This is a genomic window from Amycolatopsis sp. WAC 01416, assembly GCF_003947485.1.
Classification (GTDB): domain Bacteria; phylum Actinomycetota; class Actinomycetes; order Mycobacteriales; family Pseudonocardiaceae; genus Amycolatopsis.
Genome location: NZ_QHHX01000019.1, coordinates 18,348 through 41,419 on the forward strand (window position 1 = coordinate 18,348; position 23,072 = coordinate 41,419).

The window sequence follows — 23,072 nt, forward strand, 5'->3', positions numbered from 1 at the left end:
CGTCAACCCCCTCGATGTGAGAATCACCGTGACTTGTCTACCAATCGCGAAGTTGTGCTGTCAAGGTTTTGCATGCCGGCAGGGTCGCTGTGCGGGGAAATGCGGATTCCCTATTCTGCTCTCGTTGGGAAACAGGAATCTGCAGTGCTGTCCTGTCGGGTGTTCGAGCCGCTCGCCGACCAGGTCATCGGCCACACCCGAGCGATCGCCGGGCGGTCGCTCCTAGGTCTTCGCGGTGGTTCGACCTTGTCGAGGCCGCCGAGTCGCGCCACCGGACCGCTTGCCGACGCTCAGCAGTAGCGCATGTGTCATGGTACGAGGCGGGCGGCGGCCAGGTGAGCCGTGTTCGGTCGGCACGCGCACGATCGTGCCCATCCGTTGCCACCTGCCCTCGGGTAACAGGCCAGTCCGCTGAGGCGACATGGACCAAGGGGGCGACGATGGGGGAGTGGGAATGGCGCAAGGACGCGTGGGCACGGCGACCATCGTCGGAGCCGCCGTGGTGGTACTCGCGGCCGCGATCGTCGGAGGGATCCAGATCTTCACGCCGTCACCGGCGCCATCAGAGACTGCGTCAGCCACCGCGAGTTCGGCGCCGGAGTTCACCGCGCCGAGTGTCCAGGTCGTCTCCAACGATCAGGGCATCGTGCCGCCGCTCATGGTCGCCGACCCAGACGTGCGCGGGTTCCTGATCTACCTCGACGATCACCAGGTGAAGTACCCAGCGTCGTTCGCCGCGCTCAACGCCGGCCGGAGCGCGGCGCCGTATGTGTGCCCGTACTACGGGGCGAAGGAAGGCACGCGGGACGGCCGGAGGATCCCGGACATCGTCACGCACACCCCGGAGTGGGCAACGGCCCCGGAGGCGCAAAGGGCGTTCGTCGAGGCCGTCTTCTACACGATGTGCGACGGAACCTCGCCGAAGGGCTAGGTCGTGTACCTAGGTTATAGCGAACTATTCGGCGTCGTATTCGCATTATGGTACGCGTCGCTGTTCTGGCGAGCTTGATCTGGTCGAGCGACCTGGGGCGGCTTCCCTTGGCGATCGTATTGAGCGCCGCGCGACGGGACCCTTCAGTCGAGCCGGCTCAGCGGTTCTGAGGACTCCTGACGTAGCGCGTTCCGCGAGCCGTTCCCCTCACTCCTCCACACGACCAGCGATCGCATCCTGTTCATCGTCGGACTGCCCCGCATCGATCGGAGTCGACGAGGTTGAGATTCCAAGGATTCCGCGAAAGACGTCGGCGAAGTCGCGAAGGACTCGGTTGTCCGCGGGCTCTCGGCTGATCGAGAACTCGACCTCCGTCTTGCTGTCCTTGCGGTGGATCCGGAACTCGATCTTCGTTTGCAGCCACGAGATCAAGAACGCAAGAACGGCCGCGGCCCCCAACGCAGACTCGACGCCCATCTGCTCGTACTGCGGGGGGTCGGACAAGAGCTGCTCGACACGGTTGTGGGTGTCCGGATCCGCATTTGCCCCTTCGAGCGCCCGCCGCGCGGCAGGCAGTGCGTCATCCTCGGTCGGCAGCACTTGCTCCGGATCCACGTCAGCGATTCCAGACTGCGCCAGCAGCGAGGACAAGACAAGTCGGGCTTCGGCCGGAGTCCGGACCACCTCTGGGAACTCGGAACGGAGATCCTCCGCAAGGTACTGGATCGAAAGCAGAACAGCCCGGTCATCGAGCTCGCCGACAGGGGTAACTGTCATCGCCAATCTCCTACCAGTACAAAGGGTGCCCAGTGATAAGGGTGGGTCGTCCAAGGATCGGACTCACCGCGAAGCATCCGCAGCTGTGTCCGATGGAACAGTAACCACAGTGGCATCGTGGGATGCATGCGCCACCCGTCGTAGAGCTCTGCGAGGAACCACCGAGAGCTCTCCTGGTCGACGTTCCAGGTAGGTGCGATGACTGCCGATACGCCACTCTGGAGGAAGGTGCGTACCAGGCCGCTGAACTCGTCGCCACTGTTCTCGCGTGCGAGGCTGCCCGCCGAGCACGCACGCAGCACCAGCAAGCGCAGCGACGTCTCGATGTCCGCCAGCTCACCCACGGACAGGACATGGCCACGTCGCTGTTCAAGCCCGGATCGGCGGGGATCATTACTCGGCCGGACGCCGTCATGAGCGAGGAGCAGACCGGATTCCAGCGGCTCCGAGCGATCGATGGAGCCGTGGCAGGTCAGATGCGCGATCCGGGCGTTGGCAATTCCGGCAAGCACCGTGCTGGGCGTGGCATCGATGCCGACAACCGAGCGCGGCGGTCGACCCTCGACGGTCAGGAGGTCCTGGTCGCGTTCGAAGTTCTCCGGGACGAGGTCCTCGCGCGCGGCGACGCCGGCGACAAAGGCTTCGCCTTGCTGCGCGTCGTCGCTCTGGCGCCGGGCCAGGACAGCAGGCAGTGAACTCAGGCTGGGGCAGTAGACGGTGGCCGCGACCTCGACCAGGCGGGTCTGGTCGGCAACGGGCAGGGCGTGCAGCGGTAGCAGGTGAACAGGACCGTGGGGCGCGAGATAGACGAGGGGCAGGCCCGCGGTATGCGCTGTGAACGACAGCAGCTCCGGCCCGATGTCGTCCAGAAACGCGATGCTGCGACGATGCGGATGTCTTCCGCGCAGGGGCGCAACCGGCGGAAAGGACTCAGGGTCACCGTTGAAGGTCACACGCAACCGCTCTGCCACGGCGCCCAACTTCGCCTCAGTCAGCGAAACGCGGCAGACCCGCAGTTCTTCGTCGTCAGATCGCAAGATGAAGCAGGTCGTTTCGTCCCGGCCGACGAAGTACGAGACCAGGGCCATGCCACCGGCTGGCGCATGTTGGCCCAGCAGCTCTCTGACTTGATGCAGATCAGTCGGGAGCGCCTGCCTCACCCGCACGTACTCAGGGGCCAGGGGCCGCAGCCGTTCCCAGATTGCCGACAGCTCAGCGCGTACTTCGGCCAGCCGGGCGAGACGCTCGCCACGTCTGCGCGCTCCAGCCGTCCATTGCGACCGTTGAAGCCGACGTTCGGCAAGGATCAGCTCGGCCTCATGCTCCAGAAGATCGATCGGAAGCGGTTCGCCGGTGTGGGGCGGATGTCGTGACATCCCGATGAGGAAGCTCCGGGACTTAGCCTCTTCGTGGAGGTCGAACGCGAGCTCGTTACGACGTCGAGCATCAGGCAGCTCCAGCCGTGTGTCGGTGTGCACCAAGAGCTGAATGAGTAAGTCGTAGACCCGGATGTGCGCTCCCAGGATGTCGCTGTGTCGCTGCTCGACGAGCGCCTGCCCGACCTTCTCAAGAATCAGGGTCCTAGATTTCCACAGCAGGTCGAAAGCCTCCTGACGGCTCTCCGGCGCAGCAACCAGCAGCTCGGCGAGCTTGGTCCGGCACTCGATCATGCCGGCCTGCCGCGACCCCCTCGACTCCCAGTTCCCCAGCACCTCACGCCGGACGCCGATCGCGACGTCACACTGACCAGTCGCCGCGAGATGGTCGGCGAATAGATCCGTCAGCAGGGTGTACGCAGGCCAGTTCCCCTCTCTGATGGCGCGCCCTAACGCGGGCTGCAGTAAGCCTCGATAGACGTCCTCCGGGAGTGTGTTGTCCGGTCGCCGCACCTTGGGGAGGTAGTGGGTGAGGGCGGTGAGCGTGTCGGTCGCGTGTTCCGCGTGCATGAAGCCGACGCGGTGGAACAGATTCGCGCTTTCTTCATCGTCCAGTTCAGTGTCCCCGAGCCCGAAGTGGGTGACCGCTTCGCTGAAAGTCGGGCCGTCCGCGCCGGTGCGGCATTCGAGAGCCGCCCGGTACTGTTCGCGAGCCGCAGCTTTGTCCCCCTTGGCGAGAAGGGCGGCGCCGAGGTTGTTGTGGGCGGACGCTAGCGACAGATGATCGGACCACGTTCTGGCCTGGACTAGGTTGTTGCCCGCCGCGTGAACCGCGTCGCGATGGCGCCCCGCCTGGCTCAGCAGGCGCGTGACCGATACGCGGGCGCGGAACTCGCTACGCCGGTCGCCGAGATACCGGGCCATCGCAATCACAGTCTCGTGATCGCTCAGTGCCAGATCGTACTCTTCGCTCTCCTCATGCAACTCAGCGCGCAGATTTACTGCACGCATATGGAGACCCACCTCGGGCTCTGGAGCTGAAGAAGCGAAATCAATCTCGCTCAACACGGTCGTGGCCTCCTCGCCACGTCCCGTGTCAGCGAGGCAGGTCGCCAGCGCTATCCGGGTGGCCGGATTGGGCTTCTCCGGTTCGCCGGCCAGGGCCGTCTGATAGGCGTCGATCGCCAGGTCCAACTGCCGGCAGGCTTGCGCAGAGCCCCCGAGCAGGAAGTAGGCGAACTGTCGTTCATCGTCGCCAATGTCATCGACTACTGACTCCAGTTCAGCACGTGCCTTACTAACGTGACGCCATGCGCGATCAGGACGACCCGTTTTGCCGCACCGGATCGCCCAGAACAGTCTCGCGATCACGCGATCCCAGGAGCCGCCCACCGCAAAGGCGACCGCTACCAGAGCGGTAACATGCTGGTCCGTCGCCGGTTGCCAACCAGTTCCGAGGATCGCTTCTCGTGCTCGACCAAACGCATCGGCGCCCAACACACTCCGACATCGCCTGGCCGCGAGGAACATGCTGAACAGCGAGGGCAGTGCCAGAGCGTGATCGAGCCAGGGTTCAAACCCGTCGATCGACACGTCATCAGAAGGAATCAGCCGGTAGTCGCTCAGCACCTCTTCGATCAACGGCCGCAGGTAAGCCACATAGGCCGTCTCCGCTGTGCGCCCGGCGATGAGTGCAGCCTGCTCGCGTGCGGAGAGGTCCTGAAGCAGGCCGCGTGCGTCGAAGGGCATCGCCGTACGGATCAACGGGTCCAGTTCGTCAAGGCTGCGCGCCGACAGCAGAACGCGGAGCAGCGCAGCCTCCCGTGACTCGGCCACGTCAGCGCCGCCACTGTGCCAGAAGTGCACGGAGCTCATCGACGTCACGGCGCTCGCCATCGTCGGCGGCCTTATCGTAGGCGGCCAACAGGTGTCGCTCTCCGCGTGGCTGGTCATGAGACCAGAACACCTGGGCCATGTTGAAGTGCTCAGAGTGAGTCAGGTCCCGGCTCGCCTCCAACTTCTCGGCAATCGCCGACGCCCGCACGGATTCGCCATGAATGTGCTCGGCGAACATCAGCATGCCGAGATACTCACGATTGGCCGGGAACGACTTCAGTATCTCCCGCAGCCCGACCATCGCGGCGTCCGCCTCCGGCCTTTGCTCCAGGTCCACAGCGGTCTTAAAGAGCTCGGTGGTCCTTGTCCGCAACGTCGCGGCCAGCTCTACATCGTCCGCGTCTCGGCCGCTCCTCGTGAACTCGCGCAGCACTCGTGAGTTTGGGTCGGCCTGCTCCAACCGCCGCAGCACTTCATCGAAACGCTCGTCGTGCGTCACCCCGTACACATAGAGGAGCCTTTCCAGCACGCCCACGTTCCCGGGCTCGATCGCGTAGGCGGCTTCCAGAACGCCGGTAGCCTCGGCCAACGTGTCCTCGATGTCGGCGGCTTTGCGCAGCGTCAGCAACGCGTTCGCCAGCTGCACCCGGTCGGCGGTCGCCGCCTCGCCAAGCCTGGTCCGTTCCCTGAGCATATCGGCACGCATCCGCAGCATCCGATAATCCTCATCCCGCCAGGCGATCCAGGCGGTGAGCTCATCTCGCCTGCGCTGAACGGCCACACGTATCTGATGGCGGTCGGCATCGGCGAGTCGCAGCTGCCCGGCCTCGGCTGCTGCGATCGCCGCGTCCAGCGTCGTTGCGGCGAGATCGACCGCGCCGACTCGGACGTAGGCGGCCGCGAGATTCAGGCGGAACTCCACCCGCTCCGGCGCTCTCGCGATGGCCTCGCGCAGCACCGGGATAGCCTCGTCGACCCGTCCGACCGTAACCAGCCCGGTCGCGTACAGGTGCGTGGCAGTGGCGGAGCCATCCGCAGCCCTCGCGGCCAACACCGCCAGGCCTCGCTCGGCTTCTTCGGGGGTGGCGCGCTCCAATTGATCCAGCAGGGCTGGAGAGTCCCCGCTTTGGTCGTGATCGTCTAAGAGCCACTGTAAGTCGAGTCGCGGCTCACGCATCATAGAAACGCCCCGTTGTCGAATCGTAGGCATAGTCAGACCTCATGTCATACCCCGTGGCCCTGGCATCAGCCACCGCTCGGCCGTTGACTTCCGACGAGCTTGTGAGCCCGTCATCGGTTCTCCTCGACAGGGCGAGGCCGGAAGGCGACGACGTTGGTGGGTTGCTGCTCGCGTTGCTCATGGTTCTCCAGAGTCAGGTCGTGAACAGTCCGAACCAGTGCCGGGCCGTCTGCTTCGAGTTGTGCGAGCTTCTCGTTCTTGTTCGCGATGGTCTTCTTCAGCTTAGTGATCTCGGCGCGGAGCCGGACTTCGATCGAAGAACTGGCCCGGGTACGCAACCGGCATCCCGAGGTCACCGTGCACACGGCCGCCCCGCAGCGCACCGCTGTCGTCCGCGACGGCCGAATCGCCCGCCACGCCTTTCCGATCATCATCATGAGCAGCAACGGAGAGCGGGAGTTTCCGCCCGCGTTCCTGCGCAGGTGCCTGCAATGCGTATCGAGAACCCCGATCACGACCAGCTCGCCGCGATCGTCGCCAGCCATCTGGTCGCGGAGAACGGCGAACACCGGGACGGGCTCATCCGCGAGTTCGCCGAACGGAGCAAGGCGGAAGGCGGTCTGCCCACCGACAAGGCTGCTCGACGCCGTCTATCTCGCGACGTCGGGCGCGTACCAGCCGGATCTGGAGGCATGGCCGCGGCTGGTGGACGCTCTCTGGCAACGACTGACGGTGCGGTGACATGGACGGGCAGGGGGGGTGCGTCCGACTCGCGCTCCGTCCCGGTGACGGAGCAGTGGAGGACAGGCACTCCCCAGGGAGTCGAACGGTTCGAGTTCAAGGACCTGGACTGGACCGACGTCGCGGACATCGTGTGGCTGGCCGCGGCCAGCACGCCGAGGCGCACCGGCGACGAGGTCACTCCCGGGAAGGAGTCGAAGCCGACGTCCGATCAGGTGTGGATCCGCAACGCGCCCTCGGAACGCGGGGAAATCCTGCCGCCTCCTGAGCCCCGGCTGTCTCAAATTCCCGGTGTCACCCCGTCAAGTGACGGTGACAGCCGGGTCGTCGAGATCGACGCCGTCCCCGGTGAACTGCCCGAACCCGCAGTGGAAGGCTCGGGACAGGGTGGGGCGGTACTCCTGGAATCACTGGAGTACTTCCGCGCACTGAGAAAGCTGAAACGGGAGACACCCTCGCTGCGACACAACAATGGGATCCTGGACGAAGTGGAGACCGCCGTCCGGGCCGCGGAGACCGGACGGCGGTCGCCTGTCACCCGGTCGAGAAATGAGCGCTGGCTGGATCTGACGCTCGTTCTCGACAACGGTCCCTGCGGGGGAGGTCATGGGTCTCCTCAGCTGGCGGATGCGATGGCGAGGGCTTGCGGCTGGCTGCCGCGTGATCCGTCGACTTAGACGGTAATGCCCTTGCAACCTAGCTCGAACGCGGTGGCGTAGTTGTTGTACACATCGATCGACTGCGCGGTCGCGGGCAGGTTCACGGTCTTGGATACTGACTGGTCGACGCAGGCCTGTACCGCGGCCATCGCCAGGTGCCCTGCCGGCTGATCTGTGTCGCGGTCGTCCCGTTGTCATTGTCTGGGCACATGGTGGTGCGCCGGGGGACGGTCGTCCCCCGGCGCACCACGCTCATCGCTGCCGCTTCTTGCGTGGGCTGGTTGGGATGACTACCCGTTCATCAGAGTAGGTCGGGTTTCGGGTCTGTGCACGAACCCAGGGTTTGACGCTCCGATTCCAATGGGTGGCGGCGTCCCGCTTGGACGATGCCGCCCGAGGTTGAACTCGACCATGCGGACCGCCTGTCAGTGCGCTTGAGGTGGCGAAGGCGGAGGCGGTTTGTCGTCGTAGAGCTCAGTCCGGCGTCTTCAGGAACCGCTCGTGTTTCGCTGCGTGGGCCTCAGCGTACGACGACGTAGAACTCGTCACCGTCGAGCATATGCTCCCGGCCGTACCAGTTCGATATCATGCCGCCGCCTTTCTCGTTGGCGTCCTTCGCGATTGGTTTGGCCGCAAAACTCCAGCCACTGTTCTCGACGACTTTCGCCGCATTTTGATAGGTGCTCGCGAAGGGGCACTCGTCGCATTGCCGAGGGTTGCCGTTCGCATCTCTGATGTATGGGCCAGTGGTCACGCTTGCTTTGCAGACGCGCCGGATTTTTGATCGTGAACCTTTTTCGAGTTGTCCACGTCATATCCGGAGTATAGATAGCTCAGCTTGCTCTCGCCGAAGCGGCCAGGCACCTTCTTGCCTCGAAGCTGTGGGTTGATGTTGAGTATGTCGGGTTGGAGCTCTTGGGTAGCCTTGATGAACAGGGAAGACTCTTTATACTCTTCGTTGGTCAGGTCGAATATCATTGTTGGAGTCACTCTGGTGAACAGGCAGCGACTGCCGCGAGTGGCATAGGATGCCGAGTCGCAGCGGAACTTCTCCGGGTCAATCGCGGGAACGGTGTACGGCAAATTATCTCCGCCGGTTGACGTCATGTCGAGTTTGAAAGAGAAGCTTCCTCGGTGCTCGTCGCGGTACTTGTCGCCAGGCGGCACAGAGGTGGTCGCGGTGGTCGCGGTCCAGCTGAATGGTTCGTCGCCTCCTGGTCCAATCCATATCCCGATGGGCAGCTCGACCGGCGCGGACACGTAATCGCATGTGCTGACGCGTTCGCCGTCTTCGTTCTTGCACTCGAGTGTGAAGGCCATTCGGTCTGTGGGGATAATCTCGCCTTCGGTCGCCACGAGTTTCACGCGTCCGGTGAATGTGATGCCTGCTACGGTGCTGATCACCTCGTCCACCCCCTGTGCAGGGAGGTCCGCCGGCGATGCCTGCCTACCCCGTCTCCATCAAAGGCGTCGTCGTGCGCGCGGGCCGCGTGCTGCTCCTGCACAACGAACGCGACGAATGGGAACTGCCCGGCGGCCGCCTCGAACTCGGCGAGACCCCCGAGGAATGCGTCACCCGCGAAATCCACGAGGAGACGCGGATCAGCGTCGACGCAGTGGAGATCCTCGATTCATGGATCTACCACATCACCGTGGCGAAGAAGAACGTGTTCATCGTGACCTACGGATGCCGTGCCACCACCGACGCCCCGCCAGTGCTGAGCCATGAACACAAACGCGTCGGCGAATTCACCACCGACGAGATCCCGGACCTGGTCATGCCCGACGGCTACAAACGCTCGATCGCGGCCTGGTTCACCCGGCTCGGCGCGGACAGCGCGGTCGGATAGGTCTGTTGTGGACCGTCGGTGCGAACGCTGCGGACACCGCCTCAGCGGCTTCGACAGGGCGACGGTGTGCCCCGCCTGCCGCAGCGGCGCCGCTACCCTCACGACCACCCCGCCCCGACTCGCCCCGGCAGTGTGGATGTGGTCCGACCCCGCCGCCGCCTCGGCCTTCGCCTCACGAGACCTGCCGACCATCCTGCGCGCCTACCGCGCCATCAACAACCTGTCCCAACTAGAACTCGCCCGGCTGCTGGACTACGACAAGTCCTACATTGCGATGATCGAGACAGGGAAGCGGTCCTTCGACGGGGTCCGAGCCAGACAGCACCTGGCGCACCGTCTCAGGCTGCCATATCATCTTCTCGGCGTCACCGACCCTGACGACGCAGACTTCGCCGCACTCGTCCAATTCGGTGACAGCGTCATTCGCCTGGCCAACATCGCCCGCCAAGCTGGCCGCGCCGTCGACGCCGTGAACGAGCTGTGGCCCCTGGTCGCGCGGCTCGAAGCACGCGCCGCCGAAGGCCGCCTCGACCCCCACACTCTCCGGTTGCTGGCCCACGGCCGCCTTTCCCTTGGCGTTTCCCTCGGTACGGTCCTTCCCGAGGAACGCCTGACCGGCGCCGCTGTCTGGACCGGCAAAGCACTCTTGCTCGCACGTCACCTCGACGACCCCGCCTTTCTGGGGCACACCCTGCGCATGCACGGCAACGAACTCCGCAAGGCCGAACGGCTCCCCGCCGCCATCGCACGCCTCGACCACGCCACCGCTATCGCCACCACGCCCGAAGACCGCGGCACCGCCTTCGCGCTCCTCGCCCGCGCGGCCGGCGAAGCACGCAACGAACCACGATTCGCTGTCGCGATCAGCGAGTGCCGCCGCGTGCTCGACGCCATCGCACACCACGATGGAATGCTGCTGAACCCGTTCTCCCTACGGGAGATCCACGCCCGCGGACTACTGGCCCTCGACCGTCCCGCCCCCGCCCTTCAGATCCTGTCCCGCCCTGCGGCGTCCGACGCCACGGCACCGCAATGGCAGGTCATCGAACATGTCACCCACGGCGAGACCCTCGCCGCCACGGGCGACCGGCCCGGCGCGACCGAGGTACTCAAGGATGCGGTCGTCGCCGCTGAACAACGACGGCTGCCGCATCAACTCCAACGGGTTCTCCGGGCTGCTGACCACCACGACCTCGACACGGTCTCCGCGTACGGACACAACGCTCTGGAGAGGTTGCGTGCCTTGCTCGCCCCTACTGGTTGAACCGGACGACCGGGTTCCTGAATAACGGAAAGTTCGGCTCGGATGCAGTCGTAGCCACGCGACCCGAGATCGCGTTCGAGCGCGACTTCCTTAATCTCATCGTTCGACGCCCTTGTTCAGCGCTCCGCGTACGGCGTCCAGGACGACATCGACGAGGCGTTCAGCGGCGTCCGGCCGCCCCAGTTCGCGTGCCCGTGCAGCCATGGTGCGGCGCTGGTGGTGCGGGTCGGTCGGCAGCGGCGCCACCGCGTCGCGCAGGTCCGTCGCAGAGATCTCGGCTTCGAGCAGCGCGGCCGCGGCACCCACCGAGCCCTTCGCGAAATTGCTTCCGGATCCGAGGCTCGGCCGGATTGATCAGGCCCGATCAGGGATCGGCCGCGCAGGTGTGTAGTTGCCGCACGGTGCCGCTGGAGACTTGCAATGTCTCAGCGCGGTAACGGGACGACACGATTGGTACCCATGTCGTCAATGGGTTAGCATCAGCTTTGCTGAGCGTCAAAACAGCAAAGCAGTAAAACCCTTCGGGTGATTGTCAGGTGGCCGGTCCTGCAATGACCGACCACCCGACCTTATCGGCCGATCAGCTGGATCAATGTGTTACTGAGTGCCGCCAGCTGACTTGCCAGGATGATGACCGGGCCCCACCAGATGAGCTTTTGCCATCTGGTGGGGTAACCCCGCTGATCAGCAGCGCGGTGCCCCTCATCCTTCTCTTCTCTGTCATGTGTCATCGTGCTCCCTGTGGTTACCCGGATATTCACTGCAACCGACCTTGCGGCCGGTTCCCCCGGAACCGGCCGCTGCGAAGCTCGAATCCACACGACTCATTCGGCATGTGCCGATGGCTGAGAACTTTAGCGAAGGCGTCCGTGTGCACGATCAGTGGGGCTGCATGGAATTGCGCAGGTCGCGCAACGACAGGCGTCCAGGCAAGTTATCCCAGCTCAGATGTCATTCTTGCACGCGTCCGTGATCCAGTTGCGACTCTACTTAGAGTTGTGGCCTTGCATGTAAGTTTACGTGTAAGCATCACTAGGTCAGTTGTTAAAGTGATCAGTAATGTTGCGGATACTGTGGCGCGAGTTTATTAGTCCACCCCGATCTGATAAGTGAAAGTACCTGTCACGGTGGGGTACGTTCCCGCCGCCTGGACGCCGGAGCGAGCGTCTCAGGGTGCCTAATGGCGGTCGCCGAGGAAGCGGGCTTCATACTCTGGGATCTCGCTTTGGACGGTGTGGTCGTCGCCTGGTGCGGCCGCTGGCGCCTGCATGTAGGGATCTCACCGTGCCGTGGCTCTCCTGCTGCCAACCAGCCCGATCGAGCTGATTCTGCCCCGCGACGACTCCTGGTACCTCGTCATCGATAGCTATCCAGGTCACGTTCGTTTCGGGCTCGAGGGGCCGTTCGACTGATCGCCCTCGACGACGGCCCGTCCGAGCGCGTTGGAGGGCTCGTACCGCGGCGTCGTCACCACATCGCAAACCAGACGTGCTCGAGCTCCTGTGGCGCGGATCCGCTGGGTGCGCTCTGGGCACTGTACGACCGTACGGGCTCGTCGCAGCGATGCTCTGGATGTGGCCGTCGGCGCGGGCGCCGCATTCTGGACCGATGAGGTGACGCGGAGCAAGCCTGGCTAGGGCGATCGCGGGCAGTAGGGATTGTGGTCCTGGTCGCGCGTGCCCACGCGACGAATTCGCGTACGAATTCGTCGCGACCGGTGCCATCCGGATGGTCCTGCTCGGCCAACCATCGCCACCGCAGCCAGGCGACGCTCTCCAACGCGGCTGGACGGGCGGAGCGGATCTCAATCGTCGTCACGTCTCATCCTGCACGCTCCAAGGTATGCCAGCCGATCCGGCGATTTCCGTTTGTCTAGGGTTGAGGTATGGGGGACACGGTGGACGATGTTGACTGGTCGCGGCTCGAGCACAATTACGGCAGCGCGGCGGATGTCCCGGCATTGCTCCGCGGCTGTGCGAGCCCGGATGTGAAGACGGCGTCGGACTCGCTTTCCGACCTGTCGAACAAGCTTTTCCATCAGGGCGGATGGGTGTGCTCGGCGGCGTCGGCCGCGCTGCCCGGTCTGGTCGATCTCGCCGGTGATCCGGCCGTCCATGGGCGGCACGAGGTGGTTGAGCTGATCAGCTGGCTGGCGGGTGAGGCGGTCGAAGTTTCCGAGCGGTTCGTCGACGCTGGTTGGCGGCCTGCGCTGGACAGGGTGAGACCACGACTGTTCGCGTTGCTGGACGACGCGGATCCGGCCGTTCGGCGGGCGGCGATCTCGCTCGTCGCTGACGGTATTCGTCATCCGGAGTCGATCGCGATGCTGCGTCGCCGGTGGACGGTGGAGACCGATCGCACGATCCGGATCGATCTCGTGGGCGCGTTGGGCGTGGTGTTCGCTTGGTCGCAGGACCGGGCATTAGGAGAGTGCCTGCGCGCGCTGGTGACCGATGACGACCCACTGACCGGACTGGCCGCCGTGCACGCTCTGGCCGTGTCCGATCGCGCTGTCGCGACGGACAAGGTCGGCCTGCTCATCTCCGGGGTGTTGAACGCCGATACCGCGCAATACCAGGATTCCGAATGGGTCGGCCGTAGCCCGGCGTCTCTCGTCCACAAGACCGGGAGTTTGCTGCTCGGCGACCCGGGCGCGGCCACCGTGTTCGCACGCGGCGTCGCTCGTTCCGGTGACGCGGCGAAGCGAGTCGCCGCGCTCAGGCATGTTCAACAGGTGCTGTCCCTGTGGCGCATCACCACCGAAGAGTTGCTTCCCCTCCTGGCCGCGCACCTCGACGACGAATCACCCGAAGCGCGTTACCGGGCGGCCGCCCTGCTCGCCTGCGTGGGCGAGAGAGGAGCACCGTACGCCGAGCAGTTGATCGCCCGCACCACCGATCACTCGGTGCGGGACTCTCGTACCGCGACGACCGTGGGCGATGCCGCAGTGTGGGCACTGGCCAGGCAGGATCATCCAGGCTGCGTACCGGGTCTGGTGAAACGGCTGTCCGGCAGCAGCCTCGGGTTCAGCCCTGCGGGCTCCTACTACGACAGGACCATTCCGATATTGGAGCAGCCGGCGATCGGCGAGGTACTGATCCCGTTGCGTGGACACGTCGATGCCCTTCTAGACGCCGTCATCGCCAGGCTGGCCAGAGCCCGCCGCGACGCCGTACTCGCGCTGAACCTGTGCCAGGTGATCGCGGCCTGGGGGCCGAGCGCGGCTGCCGCCTTACCCGTCGTCATCCGATTCCTTGACGACGAGAAGGTCCGGCCCGCGGCCGCGAAAGCCATCGGTGCCATGGGGCCCGCCGCTGTCGGTGCGGCGGACGCGTTGCGTCGCCACGCGAGCGAACCGGCGGTGGCATGGGCACTGTGGCGCACCGGCGCCGATCCCGAAACGGCCGTCGCGGTGCTGACGGATCATGTCGCCCGGCCGGGCCTGTGGCACACGACGATCGCACTTCTGGCTGACCTCGGCCCACAAGCCGTGTCGTGCGTCGACGAGCTCCGTTCCTTGAGCCGTTCCGCCGACGACTGGACTCGCACCGAAGCCGCCTACGCCTTGGCACGGATCACCGGCGATCCGACCGAGCCGGTGACCATTCTGACCGACTTGGCCTACCCGCTCGCGCACGGCGACTGCCTGCCTGTCCGAATCGCCGCGTTGCGCCACCTCGCTGACCTCAACCCGGCCGATGATCGAGTGCGCGAGCTGGCACAGGCCGTAGTCGACAGCGAACGGCGGCTCGCTTATTTCGGCGGATTGCACACCTTCACCGAAGACGAACAGGCCTACACCGCCGCGACCGCACTGCTGGTCGGCTAAACACCCGGCCCTTGAGATGCAAGAGCAACCTCACCGATGGCGATAGCTGTCGTCGGTCTGTGCCGACGGTGCTGGCGGCCCACGAGTGTCCGCCCTCTCACCCCGTGGCCGCTCGTACGGATGCTGGGCACCGACCCGGTCGGACTTCGGCGGCCGCGGCCGACCGGCGTCCGGTCATGAGGTCATGAGGTGGTGAGGATGGGTGCGGTTGCTCCGCGGTTCCAGGTGATGGTGCCGTGCTGGAAGGTCTGGGTCCATCCGGTGGGGGGGCGCTGGTGCGGAAGCCGCCTCGGTCATGCACCCGACCTCCACCATGTGCAGGAAGCAGCCCAGCTGATCGGCGCCAAATCCGCGACGATCGACTGGAAAGCCGTCGTCTGGGTCGAGGCGACCGATTTCGACGGGTCTGTAATTCCCGAAGAAATCCGCCCGCTCAGGCGCCCTTTGGACGTTGCAGACGACACGAGAGCGCACGACCGTCAATGCGGTGTTAGCGCGCGACGGTTCCGCAAGCATCGGCATTTCTGTCGAACTGTCTCGAGGAAGCTGACACTCAACGCCACACTGACCGAGGCGGGCTACGAGACAGTGGTGGAAGCGGCGCCAGGGCATGTCGCGGCCGTCCGGGAGTACCTGATGGACGAGCTCGAGCCGCACGAGCTGGCGGCGCTGCGCCGGATCGGCACCGCGGTCGATACCGCCATCAAGCGCGGGCAACTCGACAGGGACTCGACGGTGTCCTCCCCGTACGAAACGTCGCCTTCGGAGTCGGCCCACTAGGGTCCTGCTGCGCGAGACCGTGTAGAACGACCGCCGCGACCTGCTGGGAGTTGGCCAGGGCTGTTTCCAGTTGTCTCAGTTCGCTCGAGCGGCCCATGAAGGCCTTCGGCCGGCGAAACGAGTGTTGCGTCGGGTATGTCTTCGTGTCCGCCGCCGGGGAGCTCTTGGCGCGTTTGGGTGTGCCGCGCTCAACCGCCGTACCAGGTCGGCATGTTGCCCTCGCCATCACTCGAGATCGCCCAGCCTGCGGGCTTCCCCCGTCTGGGCATGTGACGGGAGGGTCGTGACGCACGCCGCGACCAGGCCGGACACCTGGTCCCACGATGGCGCTCTCACCCAACCGCCACGTAGTAGGTCTCCCACCGATGACGACGCCTGCCCGGACTGTCTGGCCAGTTCGGCGACCGACATTCCCGCGAGCTGCGTGGCACCAGCGCCGCGTCGTCCAGAGTGGTCGAGCTGCTCTCGCCGAGCGTTTTCAAGTCGTTGATAACCCGAGCAGTGCTGCCGCAGGCTGCGCCTTCAGCCGTGTCCTGGGTGCTTGGCTGTGCCGTGCACCCGGCTGTCAAGAGCCAGGTTGCGAGCACACTCATTGTGCACGATATCCATGAGACGCGCATTAGAGCTGTCCTCCGGCGTACTCGTCGAACTCCCTGGCGCCAGTCAGCTGAAAGGCCCAGTTGGGCAGTTCGACCATGGACCATGCTCCTGCGGCGGCGGACCTGAAGCTCGGGTCGAAGTCGTAGTGGTCGGTGACCCAGAAGCAGTGTTCGGAGGTCCGCTGCATCAGGAATGAGCCCAGGGCGTAGAACATGTCCGACATAGCAGACGCCGGCGACGAACAGGTAGATCGCAGGAGAGACAAGCTGATTAACCAACTCGACCAACCGGCCACCGGCACCGGGATGCCCTGTCCGGCGGACTATGGTGACCACGCTCCTGACCACAGCGACGAGGGTCGTGCCAGCGAGACCTATGGCTGAGAGCCGGAATCCGAGCCGTCCGCGAGGATTGGCCTTTTCGTCATATCCGGAATCAGCCGATCTTGAGCTGGATCTCCTCGCTCATCTTGTCCGACTCGACCCACATCGTTTCTCTGTCCGGGCCGCCAGCATGGAAACCGTACCGGTCATGCCCGCCCTCAACCCCTGTGATCTCGAACGTGAAAGTTCGGTTGTAGCTCGACAGGATCGACAGCGAGGGATCGTCGATGACGACCAGCTTCACCGTGCCGTTACCGATGACGTCGCCGCTACCGTCGACGACAGTGATCTGCGCGCCGTCCTTCAAATCGTCGTTGATCGAGGAGCTGCACGGGTAGCAGTTGAAGTTCAGGTAGCCCCTGGCGACGACCGGTTCCGAACCAGTGAGCAGAACGATGACGGTGACTACGATCGCGACGAGAACTGCTGCGGCTGCCCCGGCGATGAGTTTCAGCCGACGGGGTCTGGGGAGTGCGGCGGTCTGGTCCATCGTGGTCTCCCTGCGCGCTGTGGGTACCTGTGCCTGGTCGTGTGGAACACGGTTTCCGTTGCGCACGTGACCGGACTGTGACGTCACCACCATCAGCCCAGGCAGTGAACAAGTACCCGATACAGGTTCCTCATCCGTGATCGAGCTGGCCAGTTCTCGGCCTCGTTCGACGCCGTTCCGGCCGACGTCGGTATCGAGGCGGTCAAGGGTCCTCCGGGTTGCCCGCGGGCGAACTGCTACGCCGAACGGTTCGTGCTCACTGCCGGATCCGAGCTCACCGATCGGATGTTGATTCTGAGCGAGCGGCATCTGCGCGCCGTGCTCGCTGAGTACGTCCGGCATGACTACGGTCGACGGGCCACATCGTTCCCGTGAGCTTCGCCCACCACGGCTGACCCGCTCTGTGGCGAACCCCAACTCCCAACGGATCAAGCGACAGCAGGTGCTCGGTGGCCTGATCAACGAGTATGAACGGGCCGCGTAGACCTCCTGGTCAGGGCTGGCGACAGAATTATGGAATCCCACTAGGCGTCGGTGCGGAGCGATCACGCGTCTCGACGCGTGTGGTCCGCGCGGGATGGCCTGGAGCGTCGCCTCCAGTTATGAAGGTCGCCTCGTGAACGGTCGTCTCCGTGTCCGTGTTGTTCAGAGCAGCCGGTCTTGTTTGGCCTCGGCTTCTGCGCGGACGGCAGCGTCGAATTCGGTGTCAAGTCGTTCGGTGAGCTCGTCGGACTCAGCTTCGTCGATGTCCTCATCCGTTTCGTCATCGTCGTCGTGTTCGGCATATTCGTGGTAGAGGAGGCGACAGCCGTGGATCCCATCGAGAAGGTCTTCGAGCAGATCGTGTGCAGGTCGCAAGGGGTCTAGGAGGCTGATGCGAGGCTGGATGGTGGCGAGCGGGTCTTCTTCGCCTGGGCGGCTCTGTGCTGCCCATCGCCGCGCGTCCGCGATGACATCGGGGAGGGAATCGGGGTCGGCGATTCGGCCTTCGGCGGCGGTCATCGCGGTTCGGATCAGGTCAAGGACAACTTCGCGGGGTGTTTCGCCCGACTCGAGTCGTTCTAGAACGCGCGTGGGTGTTTCGACGGCGAGCGCTTCAATGTCGTCTGCTTCGACTACGACCTCTGAGGGATCGCACTCCGCGATATCGGCAGTAATATCGGCGGCGGCTTGGAGCCAGTGAGCGGCGGCTACAGCCGCAGCAGCCGGATCGACCTCGTGAAGAAGCTTTGCCGAACCAAGCGGCTGCTCTCGAAACAGGTCATTCGCGGCGTTCACTGCAGTGGGGAGGCGTCGGCGCGGGAGAGGAGTACAGCTTGTTTGGCCCGGCCTGACAGGTCGCCGCGTTCGGCGTGTTCGACAGCAGCGAGCTCGGCCTCGACGTCTGCGATCACGTGGTCGCCCAGAGTCGTGTTGTCTAGCTTGTGGAGCGTACGGCCTACGCGGTGCGCTGCTTCCTCGACACGAATGTAGGACATGGATCATGTAGCCGTCCTGCGGCAGATTGGGCTTCTTCAGGGCGTCGATCACGGTGCCGAACGCGTCGCGCTCACCCTGCCGACGTGTCTGCGGCGCTGGCTGGATGCGTATACGTGCGCCACAGCTGACGGGACAAACCGGTCAGAGTGTCGGCGAGTCGCAACACGTCGTCCTGCGTTGCTGTTTTGGGAAGTTCGGCGACGGTAGCTGCGACGCAGCCGAGCCCGGTGTCCCACGTCCTGATCAGAAGTCGCCGCGTCTCATCGAAAGCGTAAACCGTCACGGCGACGATCCTGCCAGCTACGACAAGAACAAGCACGCTTCAAACGAGCCACATGGCGCCGTCGCAGGTTCGTGCCCTCGGCAGGGCTACCAAAGGATGGGAACGGGGCTGACCTGGGACTTTTCAGCGGCATGTTGGTAGTTGAGGCGAGCTTCGAGCTTTCGGGCTCGGGTGGGAGTCCGTCATGAGCGCCAACTCGCAGACGGTTGCTCGGTTTGTCACGGTCACGATGGGGTTGGTCATCGGGCTGACGTTTCTCTTCGGGTTTGGGAACGTGTTGAACCTGGCGTTGAAGCTGCAGGTGCCAGTGTTCGTGGCGCCGCTGGTGGCGCCGGCTGTAGATTTGACGGTGCTGGGGTTGCTCGTCGGGACGCGGCACTTGGCGCTGACCGGGGCTAATGATGACGTTCTGCGCCCAGCGCGGCAGTTGCTGCTGGCGGCGAGTGTGGTGACGCTTCTGTTGAATGTCGCCGACCCGGTCTTCGCTGGCCAATGGGGTAAGGCCGCGTTCGACTCCGTTGGCCCGCTCTTGCTGATCGGATGGGCTGAGGCGGGACCGGGCCGTCTCCGCGCCTTGAGCACTGCTCGAGCCGATCCCGGTTCAGGAAACCTGTCCAGCCCTTCGGCGGCAGAGTCGAAGTACGATGACGCTGAAGAGGAGGTGTCTGGGTACACGCCCCTTCGACGCGACCGGCAGGTGGGAGCGGCACGCCGCCAGGTAACTGCTCTCGACGAGGAGCTCGTGGAGCGAGCCCGGCTCGCGGACGCCAAGCACTGGCGACGTTACCGGCGACCGATCTCCGCGGAGACGCTCCGGAAGCAGCTTCATGTCGGAGCGAAAATGTCGCGGGCCTCGTATCGGTCGTTCGCCTTGAGAACGCTCAGGCAAACGCCCGATCTGCCACTCTTCCGACGGGCAGATGAGTACCGGGGTATCTGAACCCGCTGGTTGCAGTAGGAGTCGGAACCCTGGTGTATCGGATGGTGTCGAGTGATGTCGGACAAGTGCTCGGCCCAGGGCCCGCCGCGGTCGAGGTGCAGGGTGGGGACGCGGGCGGTGCGGGTGAGTTTCGCGGCGATGGCGCAGATGCGGTAGCGGAAGGTCGCGGGTTCGGCTCGGGCGAGGTCGCCGGTGAAACACAGGGCTTGGGTCCAGGTGAGCAGATCGGCGGCGGCCAGGGCGAGTTCGAGCCAGGCTTTGTTCTGCGGGTAGCCGCGGCAGGGCAGGTTGCGCAGGCCGGTGGTTTTGCCGCAGCGGATGCGGTCTTCGACGCGGGCGTGGGATCGGTGGTGGACCTCGAGGTCGGCGAGTTGCCCGCCTTCGGTGTCGGTGAACCGCAGTTGCGCACCTGGGCGTGGCCGTTCCCGGCGGATGATGACCCGGGCCCGGTCCGGCCATTTCGACACGTCGAGCATCTCGGTGATCTCGGCGACCCACGCCCCTTTCCGTGGCCGGCTGTCGAGGTCGTAGGCCGGGACCCAGGCGTCGTCGGGAATGGCGAGGACCGCGGCCTGGACCTCGGCGGCGATGGAGAACCCGAGGGAGAAACCACATCCCGCGGCGCGTATCGCGGCGGCAAAGGCGTGGGTCGCGCCGGCGGCGTCGGTCCGCACCATCACCTGTGGCGCGTCAGGATCATCGGGGTGGGCCTGGCATGTTCGGGCAGCGCCGACAGGGCCATCGTCAGGATCTCGACGTGGTCCGCGGCGGTGTTCGCCCCGGCTTCCCCGGCCTCAGGATCCCGGCCAAAGCTTCCCCACCGGCGACGTCCGGGCGGTCGAGGTAGGCCAGCAGCGGATGGAACCCGAACGTTTTCTGCTACGTTTTCGCCGCGTTCTCCTTCTCGCTGTGCGCGATCGTGATCGTCGCATCGATATCGATCACCAACCCCTTGGTCGCATCGGGTCCTGCTCCGGCGGCCCAGACCCGTTCCCGCGCCGCCGCCCGGACCGATCGCAGGCGAGCAAGGCGCTCCTCGTCGACCCGATCCATCACCCGCCACGCAGTGGCGTCGCTGGCCACCGGGCCGAACAGTTTGTCCTGATCCCGCAACGCCGCCAGATGCGCCAGCGCGTCACCCCCGTCGGCGATCATCACCGCCAGATCAGCCAGAACCCGCCCCGGAACATGCACCGGAACCCCCGCCTAGGTGTCCAGAAGTGCCTCCGACCAGCCAGTTCCCAGACCGGTGCTGACCGTCAACTCCCGCAGCAACGCCACCCTGGCCCGCGACACCAGCCCCTCGCCATCCGCCACAACCCGCACCGACGACGCCTTGCTACCCTTGCACCAAGGAAGTGCCTTCCCGTGAAGTGAATCTTGGACCTTCGCAAGCCCAATTTTCCCTTACAGGACAGGCACTTCCTCCGTACTTGGGCCAGTTTTACATCACACTGCGCGAAAGACCCAGGCTAGTTGTGCTGGTGCGGCCGCGACGGTGCGTGAGCACACGGTTGCGCCTGGTCCAAGTAGGGAGGACCTAGGTCGAAACCGCCCAACCTGGAACTGGCACGCCCCAGCTCAGCTCGCCGCACCGGAGCGCCGCCACCTTGATCGGTACGTGCACAGCTGGAACGCTATCGAGAGATACCCACTTTTGGGTAGTGTTCGATGATGACCGAAGGTAAGGGGAGGAAACCGTGGTCTTCATTGTGCGCGGAGTTACTTTGCCCGCCCGGCAGGAGCAGACGTTCGTAATAGATGGCGGCAAGCTCCACACTCATTCGGAGCCGGATGCCGAGCTTCTTTCCGATGGCGGTTGGATACTTCCTGGTCTGGTCGATGTGCACACACATCCTGGTGCCGATGAACCGGATAAGCCGTTCGAGGAGCAGGCCATGCGCCGGCACCTTCTGCTGCACCGCGACGCTGGGGTGCTGGCAGTGCGTATGCCAGGTTTCCCGGTTCCGCTCCCGAAATCGGTCTACGACGACCCGGAGCTTCCGTGGGTTCGGTCCGCCGGTCGCTGGTTGGCAACTCCTGGTCATTTCTTCCCAGGCTTCGGGCGAGACGTTACCGAGGACGAACTGGCAGCGGCCGCTGTCGAGGAATCGCTTGCGTCATCCGGATGGTGCAAGGTAATCGGCGATTGGAAACCCGATCAGAAGGCCGTTCCGCTTGGCGTCCTCAAGGAGGTGGTGGCAGCGGTACACGACGTAGGAGGTCGCGTCGCCGTGCACTGCCAAACTGCCGATGGATGCCACAATGCCGTACACGCGGGTGCCGACAGCCTCGAGCACGGCATGCACCTTGACCACGCACTACTTGGCCAGATGGCCGCGCAGGGCACTGCACTGGTCCCAACCCTGAGCGCCTTCAGCGACCTGGCCGAAGTCGATCGCAGCGAACAGCCTGACGCATTTCAGGCATGGCTACTCGCCGGCTGGGACGGCATGCTACCGACTGTCTACGCTGCCTACCAGGCTGGCGTAACGGTGCTCGCCGGAACCGACATCGGCCCCTTCGGCAACGTCACCACCGAAATCGGCTGGCTTATCAAAGCCGGCCTGCCGGTTGAAACAGCCATAGGGGCCGCATCCTGGACAGCGCGGTCGTGGCTCGGACTGCCCAACCAGACCGATAGCGCACCAGCGGACCTCGTAATTTACGACGAAGACCCGACTGTCAATCCAGATGTCCTGGCACATCCAAGCCGAATCATCCTCCGAGGACGGCTGGTCCGCTGAGTCCTGCCGGCGCAGGAGTCATCCTCGCGCCTCTCCGAACGAATGTCACACCCCGAGAGCTTGGGGATCGATTTGCTAATTCATCGGCAAGCGTCCGCAGACTTTTGCCTACTCGGACCGCTGCAAGTGACCGTTGGCGACGTGCTAATTCCATTACGATCGGCCAAAGCTCGAATAATTCTCGCCAGTCTTCTTCTCCGGCTGAACCGGATGGTGTCCATCGAAGAATTGACCGATCATCTATGGGGTACAGCTCCTCCTAATGGAGCACGCAACGCAGCGCAATCGTACGTTATGCGACTACGAAACAGCTTGGGCGAAGCTGGGGCTCTCATCCGAACCCAACCGGCCGGTTACCTCATGGAAGTCACGACCAACATGCTCGACGTAAGTCGGTTTCAAGATCGCATCGCGGCCGCAGACGCCGCCCGCTCCGCTGCGAACAAACATGAAGAGGCCAAGGAACTGCAGGCGGCGCTGAGCAACTGGCGGAGTGCGCCGCTCTCGGATGTACCGTCAGAATCTCTGCACCTCCAAGATGCGCCTCGCCTGACCGAGGCGAGACTGCAGGCCCAGGAACGTTTGATCGATGTCCAACTCATCCTCGGCAAGCATACCGAATTGGTCGGCGACCTCTACACCCTCACCGAGGAGAACCAGCTTCGAGAACACTTCTGGAGACAATTGATATTGGCTTTGCATCGCTCGGACGGACATCACGGGCTCTGGTAGCTCTTGTGCGCCCGGAAAACGTTCCGGCGAGCACGCGTGGCTAGGGCGTGTCCTGTAAGTGATCTAGTTGCGGTTCGGTTGGATTGCGGGTGTGGTTGGTCGTGGTGAGTTGACGGATAAGGCCTGGGCGGTGATCGAGCCGTTGTTGCCACCGCGGCAGGGTGGTGGTCGGCGGTGGCGGGATCATCGCCAGGT

The 23,072-nt window shown here is 64.6% G+C and carries 20 protein-coding genes and 2 pseudogenes; 10 read left to right on the forward strand and 12 right to left on the reverse strand.

Annotation, left to right across the window (positions count from 1 at the left end):
* The first annotated feature begins 454 nt into the window (after positions 1-454).
* Positions 455-931, forward strand: coding sequence for a hypothetical protein (locus DL990_RS40810; RefSeq protein ID WP_125801851.1), 477 nt, complete (start codon positions 455-457; stop codon positions 929-931).
* A gap of 207 nt (positions 932-1,138) precedes the next feature.
* On the opposite strand, the gene DL990_RS40815 is transcribed toward DL990_RS40810, so the two are convergent.
* From DL990_RS40815 to DL990_RS41645, 4 genes are all read right to left on the reverse strand, one after another.
* Positions 1,139-1,708, reverse strand: a complete 570-nt coding sequence (locus DL990_RS40815) for a hypothetical protein (RefSeq protein WP_125788035.1) — start codon at positions 1,706-1,708, stop codon at positions 1,139-1,141.
* Positions 1,705-4,980, reverse strand: a complete 3,276-nt coding sequence (locus DL990_RS40820; RefSeq protein ID WP_158632704.1) for a CHAT domain-containing tetratricopeptide repeat protein — start codon at positions 4,978-4,980, stop codon at positions 1,705-1,707. Before DL990_RS40820 ends, DL990_RS40815 begins: the two co-directional genes overlap by 4 nt.
* The gene (locus DL990_RS40825) at positions 4,922-6,100 is read right to left on the reverse strand and encodes a lipopolysaccharide assembly protein LapB (protein ID WP_158632705.1); all 1,179 of its coding nucleotides are present in this window, start codon (positions 6,098-6,100) and stop codon (positions 4,922-4,924) included. The genes DL990_RS40820 and DL990_RS40825 overlap by 59 nt, the downstream gene beginning before the upstream one ends.
* 110 nt (positions 6,101-6,210) lie before the next feature.
* Positions 6,211-6,669: a hypothetical protein gene (locus tag DL990_RS41645; RefSeq protein WP_199746806.1), complete on the reverse strand. Its 459-nt coding sequence runs from the start codon at positions 6,667-6,669 to the stop codon at positions 6,211-6,213.
* Positions 6,670-6,885: 216 nt separating this feature from the next.
* Here DL990_RS41645 and DL990_RS40835 point away from each other — a divergent pair, with 216 nt between their 5' ends.
* The gene (locus tag DL990_RS40835; RefSeq protein WP_125801854.1) at positions 6,886-7,518 is read left to right on the forward strand and encodes a hypothetical protein; all 633 of its coding nucleotides are present in this window, start codon (positions 6,886-6,888) and stop codon (positions 7,516-7,518) included.
* On the opposite strand, the gene DL990_RS40840 is transcribed toward DL990_RS40835, so the two are convergent.
* The 3 genes from DL990_RS40840 to DL990_RS40850 form a co-directional block, all read right to left on the reverse strand.
* Positions 7,515-7,649: a hypothetical protein gene (locus DL990_RS40840; protein ID WP_125801855.1), complete on the reverse strand. Its 135-nt coding sequence runs from the start codon at positions 7,647-7,649 to the stop codon at positions 7,515-7,517. The genes DL990_RS40835 and DL990_RS40840 overlap by 4 nt on opposite strands.
* A 371-nt stretch (positions 7,650-8,020) precedes the next feature.
* On the reverse strand, positions 8,021-8,254 hold the full coding sequence (locus DL990_RS40845) for a hypothetical protein (RefSeq protein ID WP_158632706.1): 234 nt from the start codon (positions 8,252-8,254) through the stop codon (positions 8,021-8,023).
* The gene (locus tag DL990_RS40850; protein WP_125801857.1) at positions 8,251-8,904 is read right to left on the reverse strand and encodes a hypothetical protein; all 654 of its coding nucleotides are present in this window, start codon (positions 8,902-8,904) and stop codon (positions 8,251-8,253) included. Before DL990_RS40850 ends, DL990_RS40845 begins: the two co-directional genes overlap by 4 nt.
* 35 nt (positions 8,905-8,939) lie before the next feature.
* Here DL990_RS40850 and DL990_RS40855 point away from each other — a divergent pair, with 35 nt between their 5' ends.
* Together DL990_RS40855 and DL990_RS40860 are read left to right on the forward strand one after the other, a co-directional pair.
* Entirely contained in the window at positions 8,940-9,350 is a 411-nt protein-coding gene (locus DL990_RS40855) for an NUDIX domain-containing protein (RefSeq protein WP_125801858.1), read from the forward strand.
* Positions 9,351-9,486: 136 nt separating this feature from the next.
* On the forward strand, positions 9,487-10,614 hold the full coding sequence (locus tag DL990_RS40860) for a helix-turn-helix transcriptional regulator (protein ID WP_125788043.1): 1,128 nt from the start codon (positions 9,487-9,489) through the stop codon (positions 10,612-10,614).
* Between the two features lie 96 nt (positions 10,615-10,710).
* On the opposite strand, the gene DL990_RS40865 is transcribed toward DL990_RS40860, so the two are convergent.
* Positions 10,711-10,920 (reverse strand): hypothetical protein, encoded by a 210-nt coding sequence (locus DL990_RS40865; protein WP_199746807.1) that lies wholly within the window; start codon positions 10,918-10,920, stop codon positions 10,711-10,713.
* Between the two features lie 1,579 nt (positions 10,921-12,499).
* On the opposite strand from DL990_RS40865, the gene DL990_RS40870 reads away from it, so the two are divergent.
* Together DL990_RS40870 and DL990_RS41650 are read left to right on the forward strand one after the other, a co-directional pair.
* Complete coding sequence (locus DL990_RS40870) at positions 12,500-14,443, forward strand: HEAT repeat domain-containing protein (protein ID WP_125788044.1); 1,944 nt, start codon at positions 12,500-12,502, stop codon at positions 14,441-14,443.
* A gap of 198 nt (positions 14,444-14,641) precedes the next feature.
* The gene (locus DL990_RS41650; RefSeq protein ID WP_199746808.1) at positions 14,642-15,223 is read left to right on the forward strand and encodes a hypothetical protein; all 582 of its coding nucleotides are present in this window, start codon (positions 14,642-14,644) and stop codon (positions 15,221-15,223) included.
* 619 nt (positions 15,224-15,842) lie between these two features.
* Here DL990_RS41650 and DL990_RS40880 read toward each other — a convergent pair.
* From DL990_RS40880 to DL990_RS42085, 3 genes are all read right to left on the reverse strand, one after another.
* A complete protein-coding gene (locus DL990_RS40880; RefSeq protein WP_125788045.1) occupies positions 15,843-16,037 on the reverse strand; it encodes a hypothetical protein in 195 nt (64 codons plus the stop codon).
* Positions 16,038-16,258: 221 nt separating this feature from the next.
* On the reverse strand, positions 16,259-16,696 hold the full coding sequence (locus tag DL990_RS40885; RefSeq protein ID WP_125788046.1) for a hypothetical protein: 438 nt from the start codon (positions 16,694-16,696) through the stop codon (positions 16,259-16,261).
* A 645-nt stretch (positions 16,697-17,341) separates the two neighbouring features.
* Positions 17,342-17,974, reverse strand: coding sequence for a hypothetical protein (locus DL990_RS42085; RefSeq protein WP_233620717.1), 633 nt, complete (start codon positions 17,972-17,974; stop codon positions 17,342-17,344).
* 668 nt (positions 17,975-18,642) lie between these two features.
* On the opposite strand from DL990_RS42085, the gene DL990_RS40900 reads away from it, so the two are divergent.
* The gene (locus DL990_RS40900; protein ID WP_233620718.1) at positions 18,643-19,398 is read left to right on the forward strand and encodes a hypothetical protein; all 756 of its coding nucleotides are present in this window, start codon (positions 18,643-18,645) and stop codon (positions 19,396-19,398) included.
* Between the two features lie 47 nt (positions 19,399-19,445).
* Here DL990_RS40900 and DL990_RS42530 read toward each other — a convergent pair.
* A pseudogene (locus DL990_RS42530) lies at positions 19,446-20,724 on the reverse strand (IS1380 family transposase); the annotation flags it as partial.
* A 374-nt stretch (positions 20,725-21,098) separates the two neighbouring features.
* Between DL990_RS42530 and DL990_RS40910 the strand changes: the two are divergent.
* From DL990_RS40910 to DL990_RS42100, 3 genes and pseudogenes are all read left to right on the forward strand, one after another.
* On the forward strand, positions 21,099-22,145 hold the full coding sequence (locus tag DL990_RS40910; protein WP_125788047.1) for an amidohydrolase family protein: 1,047 nt from the start codon (positions 21,099-21,101) through the stop codon (positions 22,143-22,145).
* 42 nt (positions 22,146-22,187) lie between these two features.
* Positions 22,188-22,490, forward strand: a pseudogene (locus tag DL990_RS42535) (winged helix-turn-helix domain-containing protein); the annotation flags it as partial.
* Positions 22,491-22,505: 15 nt separating this feature from the next.
* Positions 22,506-22,877, forward strand: coding sequence for an AfsR/SARP family transcriptional regulator (locus tag DL990_RS42100; protein WP_233599105.1), 372 nt, complete (start codon positions 22,506-22,508; stop codon positions 22,875-22,877).
* The last annotated feature ends 195 nt before the right edge of the window (positions 22,878-23,072 follow it).

Coding starts and splice junctions, on each gene's coding strand:
- DL990_RS40810 (WP_125801851.1), top strand. CDS start 455: ATGGCGCAAGGACGCGTGGGCACGGCGACCATCGTCGGAGCCGCCGTG.
- DL990_RS40815 (WP_125788035.1), bottom strand. CDS start 1,708: ATGACAGTTACCCCTGTCGGCGAGCTCGATGACCGGGCTGTTCTGCTT.
- DL990_RS40820 (WP_158632704.1), bottom strand. CDS start 4,980: ATGGCGAGCGCCGTGACGTCGATGAGCTCCGTGCACTTCTGGCACAGT.
- DL990_RS40825 (WP_158632705.1), bottom strand. CDS start 6,100: ATGATGCGTGAGCCGCGACTCGACTTACAGTGGCTCTTAGACGATCAC.
- DL990_RS40840 (WP_125801855.1), bottom strand. CDS start 7,649: ATGGCCGCGGTACAGGCCTGCGTCGACCAGTCAGTATCCAAGACCGTG.
- DL990_RS40855 (WP_125801858.1), top strand. CDS start 8,940: ATGCCTGCCTACCCCGTCTCCATCAAAGGCGTCGTCGTGCGCGCGGGC.
- DL990_RS40860 (WP_125788043.1), top strand. CDS start 9,487: ATGTGGTCCGACCCCGCCGCCGCCTCGGCCTTCGCCTCACGAGACCTG.
- DL990_RS40870 (WP_125788044.1), top strand. CDS start 12,500: ATGGGGGACACGGTGGACGATGTTGACTGGTCGCGGCTCGAGCACAAT.
- DL990_RS41650 (WP_199746808.1), top strand. CDS start 14,642: ATGGGTGCGGTTGCTCCGCGGTTCCAGGTGATGGTGCCGTGCTGGAAG.
- DL990_RS40880 (WP_125788045.1), bottom strand. CDS start 16,037: ATGTTCTACGCCCTGGGCTCATTCCTGATGCAGCGGACCTCCGAACAC.
- DL990_RS40885 (WP_125788046.1), bottom strand. CDS start 16,696: ATGGACCAGACCGCCGCACTCCCCAGACCCCGTCGGCTGAAACTCATC.
- DL990_RS40900 (WP_233620718.1), top strand. CDS start 18,643: ATGAGCGCCAACTCGCAGACGGTTGCTCGGTTTGTCACGGTCACGATG.
- DL990_RS42100 (WP_233599105.1), top strand. CDS start 22,506: ATGGAAGTCACGACCAACATGCTCGACGTAAGTCGGTTTCAAGATCGC.